The 16,492-nt window shown below is 60.4% G+C and carries 16 protein-coding genes; 7 read left to right on the plus strand and 9 right to left on the minus strand.

Translation table 11 applies throughout. From position 1 onward, the window contains the following. Positions 1-3 precede the first annotated feature (3 nt). The 5 genes from B8991_RS00930 to B8991_RS00950 all read right to left on the minus strand — a co-directional run bounded on the left by B8991_RS00930 (position 4) and on the right by B8991_RS00950 (position 4,346). Positions 4-387, minus strand: a complete 384-nt coding sequence (locus B8991_RS00930) for a VOC family protein (RefSeq protein ID WP_084349925.1) — start codon at positions 385-387, stop codon at positions 4-6. Then, positions 387-1,385 carry a pyruvate dehydrogenase (acetyl-transferring) E1 component subunit alpha gene (gene pdhA / locus B8991_RS00935; RefSeq protein WP_084349926.1) on the minus strand — a complete coding sequence of 333 codons (999 nt, stop codon included), beginning with the start codon at positions 1,383-1,385 and terminating at the stop codon, positions 387-389. The genes B8991_RS00930 and pdhA overlap by 1 nt, the downstream gene beginning before the upstream one ends. Before the next feature lie 146 nt (positions 1,386-1,531). Next, the gene (locus B8991_RS00940; RefSeq protein ID WP_084349927.1) at positions 1,532-1,834 is read right to left on the minus strand and encodes an FtsB family cell division protein; all 303 of its coding nucleotides are present in this window, start codon (positions 1,832-1,834) and stop codon (positions 1,532-1,534) included. A 178-nt stretch (positions 1,835-2,012) separates the two neighbouring features. Continuing rightward, positions 2,013-2,942: a class I fructose-bisphosphate aldolase gene (locus B8991_RS00945; RefSeq protein ID WP_084349928.1), complete on the minus strand. Its 930-nt coding sequence runs from the start codon at positions 2,940-2,942 to the stop codon at positions 2,013-2,015. Positions 2,943-3,158: 216 nt separating this feature from the next. Next, complete coding sequence (locus B8991_RS00950; RefSeq protein WP_084349929.1) at positions 3,159-4,346, minus strand: phosphoglycerate kinase; 1,188 nt, start codon at positions 4,344-4,346, stop codon at positions 3,159-3,161. A gap of 129 nt (positions 4,347-4,475) precedes the next feature. Here B8991_RS00950 and B8991_RS00955 point away from each other — a divergent pair, with 129 nt between their 5' ends. Together B8991_RS00955 and B8991_RS00960 are read left to right on the plus strand one after the other, a co-directional pair. Further along, positions 4,476-4,982: a peptidylprolyl isomerase gene (locus tag B8991_RS00955; protein ID WP_084349930.1), complete on the plus strand. Its 507-nt coding sequence runs from the start codon at positions 4,476-4,478 to the stop codon at positions 4,980-4,982. Next, positions 4,975-5,520, plus strand: coding sequence for a peptidylprolyl isomerase (locus B8991_RS00960; protein ID WP_084349931.1), 546 nt, complete (start codon positions 4,975-4,977; stop codon positions 5,518-5,520). The genes B8991_RS00955 and B8991_RS00960 overlap by 8 nt, the downstream gene beginning before the upstream one ends. Positions 5,521-5,774: 254 nt before the next feature. On the opposite strand, the gene B8991_RS00965 is transcribed toward B8991_RS00960, so the two are convergent. Then, positions 5,775-6,692 carry a lipid II:glycine glycyltransferase FemX gene (locus B8991_RS00965; RefSeq protein WP_084349932.1) on the minus strand — a complete coding sequence of 306 codons (918 nt, stop codon included), beginning with the start codon at positions 6,690-6,692 and terminating at the stop codon, positions 5,775-5,777. A 46-nt stretch (positions 6,693-6,738) separates the two neighbouring features. On the opposite strand from B8991_RS00965, the gene B8991_RS22120 reads away from it, so the two are divergent. Beyond that, positions 6,739-6,867 (plus strand): hypothetical protein, encoded by a 129-nt coding sequence (locus B8991_RS22120; protein ID WP_268876723.1) that lies wholly within the window; start codon positions 6,739-6,741, stop codon positions 6,865-6,867. 77 nt (positions 6,868-6,944) lie between these two features. Here B8991_RS22120 and tyrS read toward each other — a convergent pair whose 3' ends face one another. Beyond that, entirely contained in the window at positions 6,945-8,198 is a 1,254-nt protein-coding gene (tyrS, locus tag B8991_RS00970) for a tyrosine--tRNA ligase (protein ID WP_084349933.1), read from the minus strand. Positions 8,199-8,924: 726 nt separating this feature from the next. Between tyrS and B8991_RS00980 the strand changes: the two genes are divergently transcribed. The 4 genes from B8991_RS00980 to pgi all read left to right on the plus strand — a co-directional run bounded on the left by B8991_RS00980 (position 8,925) and on the right by pgi (position 14,095). Further along, complete coding sequence (locus tag B8991_RS00980) at positions 8,925-10,016, plus strand: anhydro-N-acetylmuramic acid kinase (RefSeq protein ID WP_084350292.1); 1,092 nt, start codon at positions 8,925-8,927, stop codon at positions 10,014-10,016. 342 nt (positions 10,017-10,358) lie between these two features. Then, positions 10,359-11,813 (plus strand): glucose-6-phosphate dehydrogenase, encoded by a 1,455-nt coding sequence (gene zwf, locus B8991_RS00985; RefSeq protein WP_084349935.1) that lies wholly within the window; start codon positions 10,359-10,361, stop codon positions 11,811-11,813. Further along, positions 11,810-12,481, plus strand: coding sequence for a 6-phosphogluconolactonase (gene pgl, locus B8991_RS00990; protein ID WP_179141399.1), 672 nt, complete (start codon positions 11,810-11,812; stop codon positions 12,479-12,481). Before zwf ends, pgl begins: the two co-directional genes overlap by 4 nt. A 6-nt stretch (positions 12,482-12,487) precedes the next feature. Further along, on the plus strand, positions 12,488-14,095 hold the full coding sequence (pgi, locus tag B8991_RS00995) for a glucose-6-phosphate isomerase (protein ID WP_084349936.1): 1,608 nt from the start codon (positions 12,488-12,490) through the stop codon (positions 14,093-14,095). A 195-nt stretch (positions 14,096-14,290) separates the two neighbouring features. Here the strand turns inward: pgi and B8991_RS01000 are convergent, their stop codons facing one another. Both B8991_RS01000 and B8991_RS01005 read right to left on the minus strand, forming a co-directional pair. Then, positions 14,291-14,419, minus strand: coding sequence for an entericidin EcnA/B family protein (locus B8991_RS01000; RefSeq protein ID WP_084349937.1), 129 nt, complete (start codon positions 14,417-14,419; stop codon positions 14,291-14,293). A 1-nt stretch (position 14,420) separates the two neighbouring features. Then, positions 14,421-16,238, minus strand: coding sequence for an extracellular solute-binding protein (locus tag B8991_RS01005; protein ID WP_084349938.1), 1,818 nt, complete (start codon positions 16,236-16,238; stop codon positions 14,421-14,423). Between the last annotated feature and the right edge of the window lie 254 nt (positions 16,239-16,492).

Here is a 16,492-nt window from a genome sequence, read left to right on the forward strand (position 1 = left end):
GTCCTAACTCTCCGTTTCAGCGGGCGTGACAAATCCCACGACATTGCCTTGACCATCCTCGACATAGGCCGCGCGGCCGACGCCGGGATAATCGGTCGGGGGCAACGCTTCGGCGCCGCCATGTTCAAGCGCCCAGGCGTAGCGTTCATCGACATCCGCCACCTCGAAGGTCAAGGTGCAGCCGCGAATGGGGCCGTTTGGTGCCGGTGTGGCATCCATCCGCTTCATCAAGCCGCCGGTCAGGCTGTCACCCAGATCCTTGCCGTCTATCAGGTGGTAATCGACCTCCTCGCCACCCGGCATGGGGGTGAATTCCCAGCCGAAAAGGCCGGTATAGAAGGCGCGGGCGCGGGCAGGATCCTCGGCGTGGATCTCGAAATGTGGCATCAGTCGGCCTCCGCGTATATATCTGTCCAAAGCTCTTCAAGCGCGGGTTCGGGGCTATCCTTGGCGAATTCCGCGCTGGCATTGACCACCGCCTTGATCTCTTTGTCGATCGCCTTGAGATCGTCTTCGGTGGCGTGTTTGCCTTCAAGCAGCATGATGCGGACATGTTCGATCGGGTCGCGTTCCTCGCGCATTTTCTGCACCTCCTCGCGGGTGCGATATTTGGCGGGGTCGGACATCGAATGGCCACGGTAGCGATAGGTTTTGATTTCCAGAATATAGGGACCCTTGCCCGCGCGACAGTGACCGACTGCGGTTTCGCCAGCCGCCTTGACGGCCAGAACATCCATGCCGTCCACCACCTCGCCGGGGATGCCGAACGCTTCGCCTCGTGTGTGAAGATCCGGCGTGGAGGTAGAGCGTTGCTGCGCGGTGCCCATGGCGTATTGGTTGTTTTCAATGACAAAAACCACCGGAAGCTTCCAAAGCGCCGCCATGTTGAATGTCTCGTAGACCTGCCCCTGATTGGCGGCACCGTCACCGAAATAGGTAAAGGTTACGCGGCCGTTGTCGCGGTACTTGTCCGCAAAGGCGAGGCCTGCGCCGATCGGTACCTGCGCCCCGACAATTCCGTGACCGCCGTAGAAATGTTTCTCTTTGGAGAACATATGCATCGAGCCGCCCTTGCCCTTGGAGTATCCTCCTTCGCGGCCGGTCAGTTCTGCCATGACGCCATTGGGATCCATGCCGCAGGCCAGCATGTGGCCGTGGTCGCGATAAGAGGTGATGCGCTTGTCGCCGTCTTCTGCCGCGGCCTCCAGCCCGACGACAACAGCTTCCTGGCCGATATAAAGGTGACAGAAGCCGCCGATCAGGCCCATTCCGTAAAGCTGACCGGCTTTTTCCTCGAATCGGCGGATCAAAAGCATGTCGCGGTAATAGCGCGTCAACTCTTCGGCAGAGACGTTGGGCTTGGTCGCGGATTTCCGGGCTGCCATCTGTGAGGCCCTCCATTGGCTGGATAGTTTAGCCTTGAACTTGTGATCAGCGTAGAAGGGGAAGGCTTGCCTGGCAAGTCCGGTCCGACGCAAAAGACACCTGCGTGACAGCGTGAATCACACGCCTGCTTTGGGCGGGCTGAGAGTTAGCGGACCACGATCTCGTCGGCGCGGATCAGGCCCAGCACATCGCGGGCCTGTTCGTCGAGCAGATCCAGATCCAGATAGTCGTCGGACAGGCGGCGCGACAGGTTTTGCATGCGCGTCACCTCGGCATCCAACTGGGCCAACTCCTCGGCGAGGTGTTGCGCCTCGATCCTGATCTCGGCGCGTCTGAACAGGCCGAAATCGCCTTGGACTGCGGCAAAGGTGAAGTAGATGCCAAGACTGAAGGCCACGGCGAAAAATATTACGACGCCGAAGGCGGGCCGGTTTCGAAGGATGCTCATGTTCTGCCTCACTGCGCCTCTTGGGGCGCTTTCGGAAACTATGGCACAGACGAATCACGCTGGGAATCATTCCGGAAAAGGAGAATTTCGAAAAAAAATCCCCGTGATCCTTGAGCAACAATCAGGGGTGGCCCTGCGCAGACCGGTTTTGTCCGAAATGGCGCGCAGGGCCAAAAGTTCAGTCGCGACCTTTGTAGATGTCGACCAGTTTGCCAAGCATGTCCAAGGCATCCTCACGCGAACGCTGGAAGCTGTTGCGCCCGATGATCGACCCGTTGCCGCCGCCGTCACGGATGGCGCGCGCGTCGTCATAAACACTGTCGGCCCCTTTCTTGGCCCCGCCCGAGAACACCATGATCCGGCGGCCCGCAAAGGCCGAATCGACACAGTGGCGCACGCGCGCGGCCTGGCTGGCGATGTCGATGCCTTCGGATTCGTAGACTTTCTTGGCCTCGGGCAGGGACAGGTGATCGGTTGAAAGCTTGATCTTGATGATATGTGCGCCCAGCAGGGCCGCAATCTGGGCGGCATAGGCGGCGATGTCGATGGCGGTTTCGCCGTCCTTGTCCAGCATCTCACCACGCGGATAGGACCAGATCACGGTGGCCACGCCCTTGGCGGCGGCTTCGCGGCGCATCTCTGCGATTTCCTCGAACATGCCAAGACCAGCGGAGGAACCGGGATAGATGGTAAAGCCGATACAGCCGGCGCCGATACGCAGCGCGTCATCGACGCTTGCGGTGATAGCTTGCGTCTTGGGCTGCTCGGACGGCATCAGGGAATTGGCGCTGTTGACCTTGAGGATCGTCGGGATCTGGCCTGCAAATGTGTCGGCCCCCGCTTCGAGCATCCCCAGCGGCGCGGCATAGGCGTTCATCCCGGCCTCGATCGCCAGCTTGTAATGATAATGCGGGTCGTAGGCCGGGGCGTTGGGGGCAAAGCTGCGTGCGGGGCCGTGTTCGAAGCCCTGATCGACGGGCAGGATGATCATCTTGCCAGTGCCGCCCAGTTTGCCTGTCATCAGCATCCGGTTCAGGTTGGCCTTCACGCCGGGCGTTTCGCCTTCGTAATTGGACAGAATTTTTTGAACGGTACGGGTGGATTTCATGGCTTGAACGCCCTTTCGCAGCAGCGGTTGACTTTATGTGTTCCGAATATGGGCAGGACATATCGCTTGCAACGCTGTTGGCGCTAACAGTGACAGTGTTTGCGCCAACAGCGTGAACTCATGGCGGTTCAACGCCGGGTTTGTGCCCTTGAAACGGGAAAAGGCCGGGCTGCCCCGACCTTTTGCGCCATGCGCAAAAGGGTTGCGCACTGCCGGTCAGCCAAGCGCCGCGACGCCCGGCAATGTCTTGCCTTCCATCCATTCCAGAAAAGCACCGCCTGCGGTGGAGATATAGGTGAAGTCATCCGCAGCGCCGGCCTTGTTCAGCGCCGCCACAGTGTCGCCGCCGCCCGCAACAGAGATCAATGCGCCATCCCGGCTAAGCTGCGCGGCCTTGGCGGCGGCGGCGTTGGTGGCGGCATCGAATGGCTCGATCTCGAACGCGCCAAGCGGGCCGTTCCAGATCAGCGTCTTTGCACCTTCGAAAACCTGGGCAATGCGCGACACCGTGTCGGGGCCGGCATCAAGGATCATCGCGTCCGCGGGGCAATCGGTGGCTGGCACGGTTTCATTCGCGGCACCGGCCTTGAACTCGCGCGCCACAACAACATCCGAGGGCAGGATGATCTCGCAGCCCGCGGCCTTTGCCTTGCCAATAATTTCCAGCGCGGTGTCTGCCATTTCGTGTTCGCACAGCGACTTGCCCACATCCACGCCCTGTGCGGCGAGGAACGTGTTGGCCATGCCGCCGCCGATCACCAGATAGTCGACGCGTGCCACCAGATTGCCCAGCAGGTCGAGCTTTGTTGACACTTTCGCCCCGCCAACGACCGCGACCACTGGGCGCTTCGGTTCGCCCAAAGCGGCCTCCAGCGCACTGAGTTCCGCCTGCATCAGACGACCGGCACATGAGGGCAGCAACCGCGCCAAGCCTTCGGTCGAGGCATGGGCACGGTGGGCGGCGGAAAACGCATCGTTACAGTAAATATCGCCCAGTTGGGCCATGTCGGCGGCCAGTTCCGCGTCGTTTTTCTCTTCGCCCGGATGATACCGCGTGTTTTCGCACAGTAGGACCTGACCGGGTTGCAGCGCTGTCACCGAAGCCTCGGCCGCAGGTCCCACGCAATCGGCAACAAAGACCACATCCGCGCCAAACGCCTGTTCCAACGCGGGCACCAGCGGTTGCAGGCTCATCTCCGGCACGCGCTTGCCTTTGGGCCGCCCGAAATGTGCGAGCAAGACCGGTTTGCCACCCGCATCCAGAATGTCGCGCACGGTGGGGGCAATTCGCTGGATGCGGGTGGCGTCGGTGACGCGGCCATCCTCGACCGGTACGTTGATATCGACACGCACCAGCACACGTTTGCCGCTAATGTCCATCTGATCGAGCGTTTTCCAGGCCATGGGGCGTTCCTTTTCTGCCTTTTGTTGCGGTTGTTCTGACCAACCCGGACAGCCAGGTCAATGCGCACGCTTGGCAATTGGCCATTGCAAGCTTAGGTATCACGCCAAACGCAGCGAAGGAGCCGGACAATGGCAGAGATCAAAGACCCCGAAAACACCATCCTGATCGAATTGAAGGGTGGCACCGTCACAATCGAACTGTTGCCCGATGTGGCCCCGAAACATGCAGAGCGCATGAAGGAACTGGCCCGCGCCGGTGCCTATGACAACGTTGCTTTCCACCGTGTCATCGACGGATTCATGGCGCAGACCGGCGATGTCGAGCATGCCAACATGGAAAAAGACTACAATCCGGGCCGTGCCGGCACAGGTGGTTCGGACCTGCCGGACCTGCCTGCCGAATTCTCCAAGCTGCCGCATGACCGGGGCACTTTGGGCGCGGCGCGCAGCCAGAACCCGAACTCGGCCAATTCGCAATTCTTCATCAACTTCAAGGATAACAGCTTTCTGAACGGTCAATACACCGTTTATGGCCGTGTGATCAGCGGTATGGAGCATGTTGATGATATTGCAAAGGGTGAGCCGCCAGCAAACCCGGACCGGATGATCTCTGTCAAGGTGGCCGCAGATGCGTAAGCTTGCACTGGCGCTGATGCTGGCAGGCTCGCCAGCTGTGGCCACGGAAATGACAATCGAGGTTGCGGGCGGCACCAGCGGCACCATCACCATCGACCTGTTCGAGGATGTGGCGCCGAAACATGTCGACCGCATTACCACGCTGGCAGAGCAGGGTGCCTATGACGGCATCGTGTTTCACCGCGTGATCGACGGTTTCATGGCGCAGACCGGCGACGTGGAATTTGGCAAGCTTGGTGGCGATATGGGAATGGCGGGGCGCGGCGGGTCTGACCTGCCGGATCTGCCCGCCGAATTTTCTGACCGTCCGTTCGAACGCGGCGTTGTCGGCATGGCGCGGTCGCAATCGCCTAACAGTGCGAATTCGCAATTCTTCATCATGTTCGCGCCGGGCGATTTTCTGAACGGCCAGTACACGGTTGTCGGCAAAGTCACCGATGGCATGGATGTGGTTGATGCGATCAAGCGCGGTGAGGGTCCGAACGGTGCCGTGATCGGAGAGCCTGACCGTATGGCAAAGGTCACTGTGTCGCGGTGACACGTTCGGCGCATGCCTGACGCAAATGTGGATGAAAGGCCGCGCCGGGGTGAACCGGGCGCGGCTTTTTGCTGTGCGTAACGTTGGAAACAGGGGCGTTCAGGGTTCCGGCATATCGGTCAGCAAGCTTCTGACACCTATCCGATACGGGCTCCTGCATGGCAGGTCTGGCCGAATGATGACTCCCTGCTGTTGCGCCCGGCATCGCGCTGATGAAATCGTCGCACCCAGGGGCGCGTATTCCAGCATCAGCATCACGCGGCCATCCGTGCTGGCAGGCGACGCGCAAACGGCGCAAGCCCCGGCAGGTGGAGCCATGTGCCGCCCAGATGCTTGGCGTTGGCACCTGTCCCCAACTTGAACCGCGCAATCCCCGGCGCATCCTGCGTGTTGACTGTCCCAAGGTCCAGAAGATCGTGGCCGTTCTTTGCCAACCAGGTCATCGCCCGCCACATCAGCAGATTGTGGGCATTGCATTTTCGTCCCTCGGGCAGCGTGTGCCCGATGTGATAGGTTGCCATGCGTCCATGCCGCAGAATCAGAACCGCCGCGACAGGTTCATTCTTCTGGCAGGCCGTGAACACGCGGGCGCTGCGGGGATTGGAGCGGGCAAAGGCAGTGGTGAAGGCGGGCGGCAGGCCGGAATAGCCGCGTCGGCGCTGTTGCATCTTATCTGCCGCCAGAAGCCAATCCGCAGGGTCGCCGTCAAAATTCTGGCTGCGAACGCTCAGCGGGCCGTTCTCGGCGCGTACCAATCGGTTGCGCCATTTTTGCGTCAGACGGCTGCGCATCTCGTCGGGGGTCGACAAGGCAAGCATCGCAACCGTGGCCCCGGTTATCAACGGCCAGAAACCATCGTTCCGCAGCGCATCGAATGCCATTCCGTCGGCATTCAAAAGCAAAGGCCCGGCACGGTTGTCGCGCCGCCACCGCACCAACCAGTCGAGCGCAGCGTCTGCATGGGCGTTCTTCCAGACAGGGCCGCGCGTGACCATGCGGACGTCGCCCAGCAGCGGTAACCGCCGGGTTTGGGTCAGGCACCACCCGATTGGCGCACCGTCTTTGCGGATTGCCAGACTTTCGGCGCGCAGACCAAGTAGATCCAGCGCGCGGGCATAATGCAGGGATTGCTGCAAGGGCAGGGCCAGGCTGGCAGGAAAATCAGTCTCCATGGCTCCAGTTAAGACGCTGGAAACCTAATTCGGCGTTAATCGCGCCATGACGATTCAAACCGTTCGCGGCATCAAAGCCCCGCGCCCCAGGCCGACGCTTGCCGCAGCTTTCCTTGTCGCGTTGGTTCTGTCGCTACCTGCCGCGATCGTCGCGATTGTGGAGTATACGGTGTAGTGCTGAAGATTATCGCGATCTATTCAATGGCGGACTGCGCGCGTTTACCCGCGCGCAGTGGCAAGGCCTTGTCGCGCTCAATCCGCGATACGGATCAAGGCGTGCCGTTTCTTGCCTGCCGACAGTTTCACCGGAGAGGACAGAGCGGCCGCATCCAGCATCAGACCGGCATCAGATAGCGGAGCGTCGTCAATCCGAGCACCGTTCTCGGCGATCAGGCGTTTGGCCTCTTTGCCGGAATTTGCAAGACCCGCCCGGACGATCAGTTGCACGATGGAAATACCTTCTCCGATTTCCTCGGCCGACAGCGCCAGCGTTGGCAGATCATCGCCCACGCCGCCCTTTTCAAAAACTTCGCGCGCGGTATCCGCTGCCGCAGCGGCGGCCTGGGTTCCGTGGCACATCGTCGTGACGGCATTGGCGAGCACAATCTTGGCCTCGTTTATTTCGGACCCTGCCAGCGCACCGAGCCGTTCGCATTCGTCCAGCGGCATTTCTGTATAGAGTTTGAGGAACCGGCCCACATCGGCATCGGTGGTGTTGCGCCAGAATTGCCAGAACTCATAAGGTGCCAGCATATCGGCATTCAGCCACATGGCGCCGCCCGCCGACTTGCCCATCTTCTTGCCATCCGAGGTGGTCAGCAAAGGCGAGGTCAGCCCGTAGATCTCGTGGTCCAGCACCCGGCGCGTCAGGTCGATGCCGTTGACGATATTGCCCCATTGATCGCTGCCGCCCATCTGCAACAGGCAACCGTAGCGCCGGTTCAGCTCAAGATAATCATAGGCTTGCAGGATCATGTAGTTGAATTCGAGGAACGACAGCGATTGCTCGCGGTCCAGCCGCGATTTCACGGATTCGAATGACAGCATCCGGTTGACGCTGAAATGCCGCCCGATGTCGCGCAGGAAATCGAGGTAGTTCAACCCGTCCAGCCATTCGGCATTGTTGAGCATCAAGGCATCGGTCGGACCCTCGCCATAGGTCAGGTATTTGGCGAACACCTGTTTCATCCCGGCGATATTGTCGTCGATCTGCGCAGGCGTCAGCAGGGGACGTTCATCGGCGCGAAAAGACGGATCGCCCACCTTGGTGGTGCCGCCGCCCATCAGGGTGATCGGCTTGTGGCCGGTCTTTTGCAGCCAGCGCAACATCATGATGTTGAGAAGATGACCCACATGCAGCGATTTCGCCGTGGCGTCATAGCCGATATAGGTCGGCACCACGCCCGCATTCAGCGCCTCGTCCAGCCCCTGATAATCGGTGCAATCGGCCAGAAAGCCGCGCTTCATCATGACATTCATGAAGTCCGATTTGGGGTGGTAGGTCATGGTTTGTCCATTCATTGGCCAGAGTATACGGTGGCTTCGTTTAGCCTACCGTCGGGCCGGGCTTCAAGGCGCAAAGAACAACCCGGACCGAACCCGGGTTTTGATGGCGCGTTTCTCAAAATGTACTGCCGGGTCAGGCAGTCCTTTTTTGCGCCTGTGGTGCAGATAAGCCATGCACCCAGAGCAGTCAGCAGCGGCAGGCACCGCGAGGGCAAGACGCCTTCAAAGTCTGCTCTAATGGGCTAACCAGCCACCGTTTGTTCGGCGTGTCGAGAATTATAAGCTCATGGCCGTTTGTCGGGATTTGCCCAGAAAGTCCTCGCCTTTCGCAGCGAGGAATGTCTTCAGGACGTGATATCCAATACTTGAAAAATTATCGACGCCATTCAGCAGACACGCGTTCTTTGCCAATGAGAAGGACGAGGCTATAGCGTGTGCCGAAATGTCAGACAACGGCTTTTCGTAGCAGAATTTTATCGAAACATTTGGTATGATGTTACGAAACATTTTGTTTTCATTGCGTATGCGCAGTGGTTCCATCGCATCCGTCGGGTGTGCTCTTTATCCCGGTGGCATATGCCGGCTGCACAAAAGACGAAACATCAGGCGCTGCTCGACTCAGATGCGCACAGCCATGTACCTTTGGCGAATTTCCGGTGCATGCATTGAACAGCAGCGTGTTTCGCCCCAAAAGGGTTTCAAACGGGGCGGTTTGGGATGGCGACAATGGATACGAACGGCAGCGTTCTGGCGCTGGGATCAATGTCCGGCACCTCTTTGGACGGGGTGGATGCTGCGATGCTGCGCACTGATGGCGTAAAGATCGAAGCCTTTGGTGACACCAAATATCGGCGGTATTCCGGCGGCGAACAGGCCACGCTTCGGGCGGCGCTGGGGCGCTGGCCCGACGAGGACCTTGGGCAGGCTCCGGATGTTTCCCTGTCGGCGCATGTTGAATTGTTGTTAACGTTTCAGGGGGCCGAACTTGTGGGATTTCACGGTCAGACGCTGGCGCATGATCCGCAGGGGCGGGGCACCCATCAGATGGGGGACGGCGCGGCATTGGCGCAGGCCTTGGGCGTCCCGGTGGTCTGGGATTTTCGCAGCGACGACGTGGCGAAAGGCGGCGAAGGCGCGCCGCTGGCACCGTTCTTTCATTTCGCTTGCGCGGCGTGGATCGGGACCACAGTTCCCTTGTGTTTTCTCAACCTTGGGGGGGTCGGCAACCTGACATGGATAGACCCCAACAAACCTGCGCCGGAGGTCGATGGCGCGTTGCTGGCTTTCGATACGGGGCCCGCCAATGCGCCGATCAACGACTTGATGATGCAGCGCCGCGGGCTGGAGTGTGACCGCGACGGCGCGCTGGCCGCGTGCGGAACGGTTCTGGACAGTGCGGTGACGAAGTTTCTGGACCATCCTTTTTTCCGCCGCAGCCCACCTAAATCACTGGACCGGGATGACTTTGCGACAGCGCTGGACCTTGTGCGAGGGCTGTCTGACGCCGATGCGGCCGCGACATTGACCGCGATGACGGCCGCGTCGGTGAAGCGCGGAATGGCGCAATGTCCAATTCCGCCGGACCGCGTGTTGGTGACGGGCGGTGGGCGGCGCAATCCCGTGATGATGCGGATGCTTCAGGATGCGCTGTCATGCCCGGTAATCGCTGTCGAAAGCGTCGGGCTTGACGGCGATATGCTGGAGGCACAGGCCTTTGCCCACCTCGCGGTGCGGGTGGCGCGCGGCTTGCCCACCTCTGCGCCGTCCACAACGGGCGTGCGCGTGCCGGTAAGCGGCGGAGTGATCAGCACGCCCTGACCGTTTCCCGAAGCGGTTCCTTAGATCCGGCTTTCGGTGGCCGCGAGTTTGCCGGATAGCCGGGGCGGCGCTTCGACAATGACTGAACCTGCTACAATCGTAGAATCGGCACAAAGAAGCGATTACCGTAAAATTCAGCACGAGACGGATCGCGACCAGCGAGAAAAATCCACGAATTCATTCGTCTGCACGGCCAGTTTCCTCATTATGCTGGTAAACTGTTGAGACGGATCAAACCCGTGTTAGACTCTTGAAGAAAGATGCGATAGCTAATCCTCGTTAGCGCTAACGCAGTGATGCGCAAAAGCGTATTGCGTCCAGAAAATCGGAGTCCGAGACCAGATGGTATCCCGCGTCATTCCTGTCGACCCGTTCGATCTTGTTATTTTCGGCGGCACGGGCGACCTTGCCCGCCGCAAGATTCTTCCCGGTCTGTTTCGGCGCTTTTGTGCCGGGCAGATGCCCGAAGAGGCCCGCATCATCGGCGCTGCACGGTCCGATATGGATGATGCGGCTTATCGCAAATTGATTGCCGACGCGATCAAGGAGTTCGGCAACGGATTCACATTCGAAGCCGCCACACTTAACGCGTTTCTTGAACGGATCGGCTATGTCGCCGTTGATGCGACAGGAACGGATGGCTGGGCGGAGCTGGCTGGCCGGATGCGGGACGGGACAGTTCGGGCGTTCTATTTTTCGGTCGGTCCATCGCTGTTCGGCGATCTGGCGGAACGGCTGCACACGCATGGTCTGGCGACCGATCAATCGCGCATCGTCGTCGAAAAACCGTTTGGCCGTGATCTGCAAAGCGCGCGTGCGCTGAACGCCACGCTGGCCGAGCATTTCCGCGAGGATCAGATCTACCGGATCGACCACTATCTGGGCAAGGAAACCGTCCAGAACCTGATGGCGGTGCGTTTTGGCAACGTGTTGTTCGAACCGCTGTGGAACGCGCAATATGTCGATCATATCCAGATCACGGTGGCCGAAACCGTCGGTGTCGGCGGGCGCGGCGGGTATTACGACAAATCCGGCGCGATGCGGGACATGGTGCAGAATCACCTGATGCAGCTTTTGTGCCTGATCGCGATGGAGCCGCCCTCGAAATTCGAGCCCGACGAGGTGCGCGACGAAAAGCTGAAGGTGATCCGCGCGCTGGAGCCGATCGAGCCGCACCATATCGTGCGCGGGCAATACAGCGCCGGAGGCGATCAGCCCAGCTATCGCGACCATGCCGAAAATCCACGTTCCAATACCGAAAGTTTCATCGCGCTCAGGGCGCATATCTCGAACTGGCGGTGGGCGGGGACGCCGTTTTACCTGCGCACCGGCAAACGGCTCAAGGCGCGTACATCCGAGATTGCCGTGGTGTTCAAGGATGCGCCGCATTCGATCTTCGGCGTCGATGCCGGACGGCACCGCAATGTGCTGGCGATCCGGTTGCAGCCGAACGAGGGTATGACGCTGGACGTCACCATCAAGGAACCGGGACCGGGCGGCATGCGTCTGATTGACGTGCCGTTGGACATGACCTTTGCCGATGCGCTTGGCGACGAGGCCGAAGAGGTGACGGACGCCTATGAGCGGTTGATCATGGACGTGATCCGGGGCAACCAGACGCTGTTCATGCGCGGGGATGAGGTAGAGGCCGCATGGGCTTGGACCGATCCGCTGATCGAGGGCTGGAAGCAGCGCGGCGATGTGCCGAAACCCTATGATCCCGGCACGGCCGGCCCCGACGATTCGATGATGCTGATGCATCGTGACGGACGCCGCTGGAGGGAGTTGAAGACGTGAACCTGATTGAATATGCAGACCGTGAAATGCTGGCGATTGACCTGGCAGACAAGCTGGCATCGGAACTGCGCGCGTCGCTTGACAGCCATGACCGTGTGACGCTTGCGGTGCCGGGTGGCACCTCGCCGGGGCCGGTCTTTGATGCGCTTTGTGGTGTGCGGCTGGATTGGGGTCGCGTCGATGTGATGCTGACCGATGAACGCTGGGTGCCGACAGATCACGAACGATCCAACACGCGGCTTTTACGGCAGCGCTTGTTGACCGACCGCGCGTCCGATGCGCGTCTGGTGCCGCTTTATGCGGATGCGCGCCAGCCCGAGGATGTACTGGCCGAGATCGAACTGGAGATCAAACCGCGCCTGCCGCTGAATGTCGTGTTGCTGGGCATGGGCGCGGATATGCATACCGCGTCGATCTTTCCCGGCGCGGATTTGCTGGCAGAGGCGCTGGCATCCGATGCGCCCGTCTTGTTGCCGATGCGCGCACCCGGCGCGCCGGAACCGCGGATTACCATCACGGCGCATGTGTTGAACGGGGCGCTGGCCAAACACCTGCTGATTTTCGGGTCTGAGAAGCGCGACGCGCTGGAAAAGGCCCGCACCCTTTCGCCGGAAGAGGCGCCGGTCGCGGCTGTGCTCGACGGCATGACAGTCCACTGGGCGGAGTAAGCTGCAATGATTTGGGATGATCTGAAAGCCGCGGCCGATGCCGTTGAAGGCCGACATATGCTGGCATTGTTCGAGGACGAGACCCGCGCCGACGCCTTCAGTCTGGACGCTTTGGGGATGCGGTTCGACTATTCGAAAACCAACATTGATGTCGCGGCCCGCGCGATGCTGATCGAGATCGCCCGCGAGGCGCGTGTCGAGGCCAAGCGCGAGGAGATGTTCAGCGGGGCCGCGATCAACAATACCGAGGACCGCGCCGTGCTGCACACCGCGCTGCGCAATCTGGATGGCGGTCCGGTCATGGTGGACGGTGTCGATGTGATGCCCGGCGTGCTGGACGGGCTGGACCGGATGCAGAGTTTTGCCGAGGCAGTGCGCAGTGGCGCATTTCCCGGGCAGGGCGGCAAGATCACCGATGTGGTCAATATCGGTATCGGCGGATCGGATCTTGGCCCCGCAATGGGCACATTGGCGCTGGCACCCTACCATGACGGGCCGCGCTGCCATTTCGTGTCGAACGTGGACGGCGCGCATATCGCCGATACGCTGCGCGGTCTGGACCCGGCAACGACGCTGGTGATCGTCGCCTCCAAGACCTTTACCACCATCGAGACGATGACCAATGCCCGCACCGCCAAGGCGTGGATGTCCGAGACCGTCAGCGACCCGGCCGCGCAGTTTGCCGCCGTGTCCACCTCGCTTGAAAAGACCGGCGATTTCGGCATTGCGTCGAACCGGGTCTTCGGGTTCGAGGATTGGGTCGGCGGTCGCTATTCGATGTGGGGACCGATTGGTCTGTCGCTGATGATTGCGGTCGGCGGTGAGGCTTTCCGCGCCTTCCTGCGCGGCGCGCAGTCGATGGATCTGCATTTCAGATCCGCCAGTCTCGAAGAGAACATGCCGGTGCTGCTGGCGCTGGTGGGGATCTGGCACAATCAGGGCTGCGGCTATGCCACCCGCGCGGTGCTGCCCTATGACCAGCGGCTGTCGCGTCTGCCCGCCTATCTGCAACAGCTGGAAATGGAGAGCAACGGCAAGCGTGTCGCGATGGACGGCTCTACGCTGGATGTCGATTCCGGCCCCGTTGTCTGGGGCGAACCGGGCACCAACGGCCAGCACGCGTTCTATCAGCTGATCCATCAGGGCACGCGGGTGATTCCATGCGAATTCATGGTCGCTGCCGAAGGGCACGAGCCGGATCTGGCGCATCACCACACGCTGCTGATCGCCAATTGCCTGGCGCAGTCAGAGGCGCTTCTGCGCGGCCGTTCACTGGATGAGGCGCGCAAGATGATGGCCGACAAGGGCTTCACCGGGGACGAGCTGGAACGTCAGGCCCGCCACCGGGTCTTCCCCGGCAACCGTCCGTCAACGACTCTGGTCTATCCGCAACTGACCCCGGAAGTGCTGGGTCAGATCGTGGCGCTTTATGAACACCGGGTGTTTGTCGAAGGTGTGATCCTCGGCATCAACTCCTTCGACCAATGGGGTGTCGAGCTGGGCAAGGAACTGGCCACTTCGCTGGGTCCGGTCGTGGCCGGTGAGGCCAGCGCCGAGGGCAAAGACGGCTCTACCCGCGCATTGGTGGACTACGTTTTGAAGCATCGCGGTTAGGACTGACGCTGCGCCAGCCTGAGACCCGTCAAACGTAACAACGCGACAGGCGCTGACCTGTCGCGTTGATCTATCGTTGAAATCGCTGGCGTGGGGCGGCGACCGTGGAACTGCGGTGCCGGATCACTCACGGGTTAGCCGACGCTTTGCGCGCAGCGGCGCTTTGCGGTTCCCGCGCGGCATGTCGCGACAGGCTTAGAACCAGCTTTGCACATTGCGCGCACCGGTAGAGATGTCCTGACCGACGCCATCGACCGTCGCGCAAGCCGTCAGGGCTGCGAGGGACAGAAGCGCCAAGGCAGCAGTTATTTTCGTTCGTGTCATATCAATTCTCTTCATACCACCAGACATCCGGATTCCAGCCGATCCAGTCGCCATACATCGGGATGTTTTCGGGGAATTTCAACTCTTTCACATGGGCGATGCGGCTGATGTTCCATTGATAGATCGGGATCACATAGCGCCCCGTGGTCAACACGCGGTCCAGCGCCTTGGCTGCGGCCAGAAAATCCTCGCGGCTTTCCGAGGTCAGCAGCCGGTCGATCATCGCGTCGGCTGCGGCTGATTTCATCCCCATCAGGTTGCGCCCGCCCGGTGCGTCCGCCTCTTCGGACCCCCAGTAAAGACGCTGTTCGTTGCCGGGGCTGAGCGACAGGCCACGGCGCATATAGGTCATGTCGAAATCATAGCTGTTGGTGCGCTCGTTATACTGGGCGCTGTCAACAACCGTGATCCGGGGCGTGATCCCAAGACGCTTCAGAGAGCGGGCAAAAATGTCGATGATGGCCTGTTCCTCGCCACCCGCCTGTTGCAGCAGGATGTCGAAGGTGAAGGGCGCGCCATCGGCATTCTTCATCGTCCCGTCCTGCACGGTCCAGCCGGCCTTTGCCAGAAGATCCATGGCGCGGGCGATATTGCGGCGGTTCCGCTCTGATCCGTCACCTTCGGGCAGAGTGTAGCCTTCGATCGCGCCGGGCAGCAATTCGTCCGCAAAAGGTTGCAGAAACTCCTTTACGCGGCCTGTGGCGGGGCCGTGATCCATCGCCAGAACCGAGTTGGAAAAATAGGAGGAGATGCGCGGCTGCTGCGAGCCGGTCATCGTCTCGTTGACATATTCAAAGTTGAACGCATGCAGCATGGCATCGCGGACGCGCCAATCCGCGAAAATCTTGCTGCGGGTGTTCATCACAAACCCGGTGATGCCCGAGGGGCGCTGATGGGGGATGACGGATTTGACCACATCGCCCTGGGTGACGGCGGGGAAATCGTATTGGGTGTCCCACTTTTCGACATTGAATTCGCGCATCGCCGTCAACTGGCCCGCCTTGAACGCCTCGAACATCACAGAGCCGTCGCCGTAGAACTCCATGCGGATTTCATCCACATTGGCCTGTCCTGCCATGAAGGGCAGGTCGCGGCCCCAATAGTCCGGGTTGCGGCGCAGAGACACGAAACGGCCTGCCTCGAAATCGTCGATCACATAAGGCGCCGTGGCGATCGGAATCGTATCCAGCCCGGATTCACCGAACACCTTGCCGTCCCATTGGGCCTTTTTCAGGATCGGCCGCATGCCGATCAGCAAAGCCAGCTCGCGGTTCGGCTCAGAAAAGGTAAAGCGCACGCTGCGGGGGCCGGTCTGTTCCATGCGGGCCACCTGGTTCCAGGTTCCGTGATAGCGTGGATGACCTTCGGTGCCCAAAGTTTCGTAGGACCACATGACATCCTCGACCGTGACGGGCGCGCCATCGGAAAATGCGGCCTCGGGGCGCAGGGTGAATTCCGCCCATTCGCGATTCGGCCCGACCTCTATCGATTCGGCCAAAAGCCCGTAAAGCGTGAAGGGTTCGTCCCAGCTTCGGCCCATCAGGCTTTCATAAGAAAGGTAGCGCAATTGCCACGGCGTCGTGCCCTTCAGGATGTGGGGATTGAGGCTGTCGAAACCGCCGGTTTCGCCGGTGACGATGCGCCCGCCCTTGGGCGCGTTCGGGTTTGCGTAGGGCAGGGACACAAAATCAGGTGGAAGCGCGGGGTCGCCATACATAGCTATGCCATGTTGCGGCTCTGCCACGGTTGATGTCGCGGCGAAGCAAAGGGCAATTGCCAGCCCCTGACGTCGCAGAGATTGGAAAAAATCTGGTCCCATACTGGCAACATTCCTCGACTGCTCTTGTTTTATGGAACCGGACCGTAACGATGGATTCACGCCTTTTCAAACTTTTAGCTTGGATGGCGGCGCAGGATTGCTTATAAAGGGGCCACTGCTCGATAGGTTTCTTGCCTGTATGAAACCTGCCTCAATAACTTAACGCCCGCTTCGTGCGGGCGTTTTTTTTGGCAGAGTTTTGGCCCCACACTTAAACCGTGCGACGGCAGATAATGGACAAGAATACGGTGTTG

The sequence above is a fragment of the Primorskyibacter flagellatus genome (genome assembly GCF_900176485.1).
GTDB lineage: Bacteria > Pseudomonadota > Alphaproteobacteria > Rhodobacterales > Rhodobacteraceae > Primorskyibacter > Primorskyibacter flagellatus.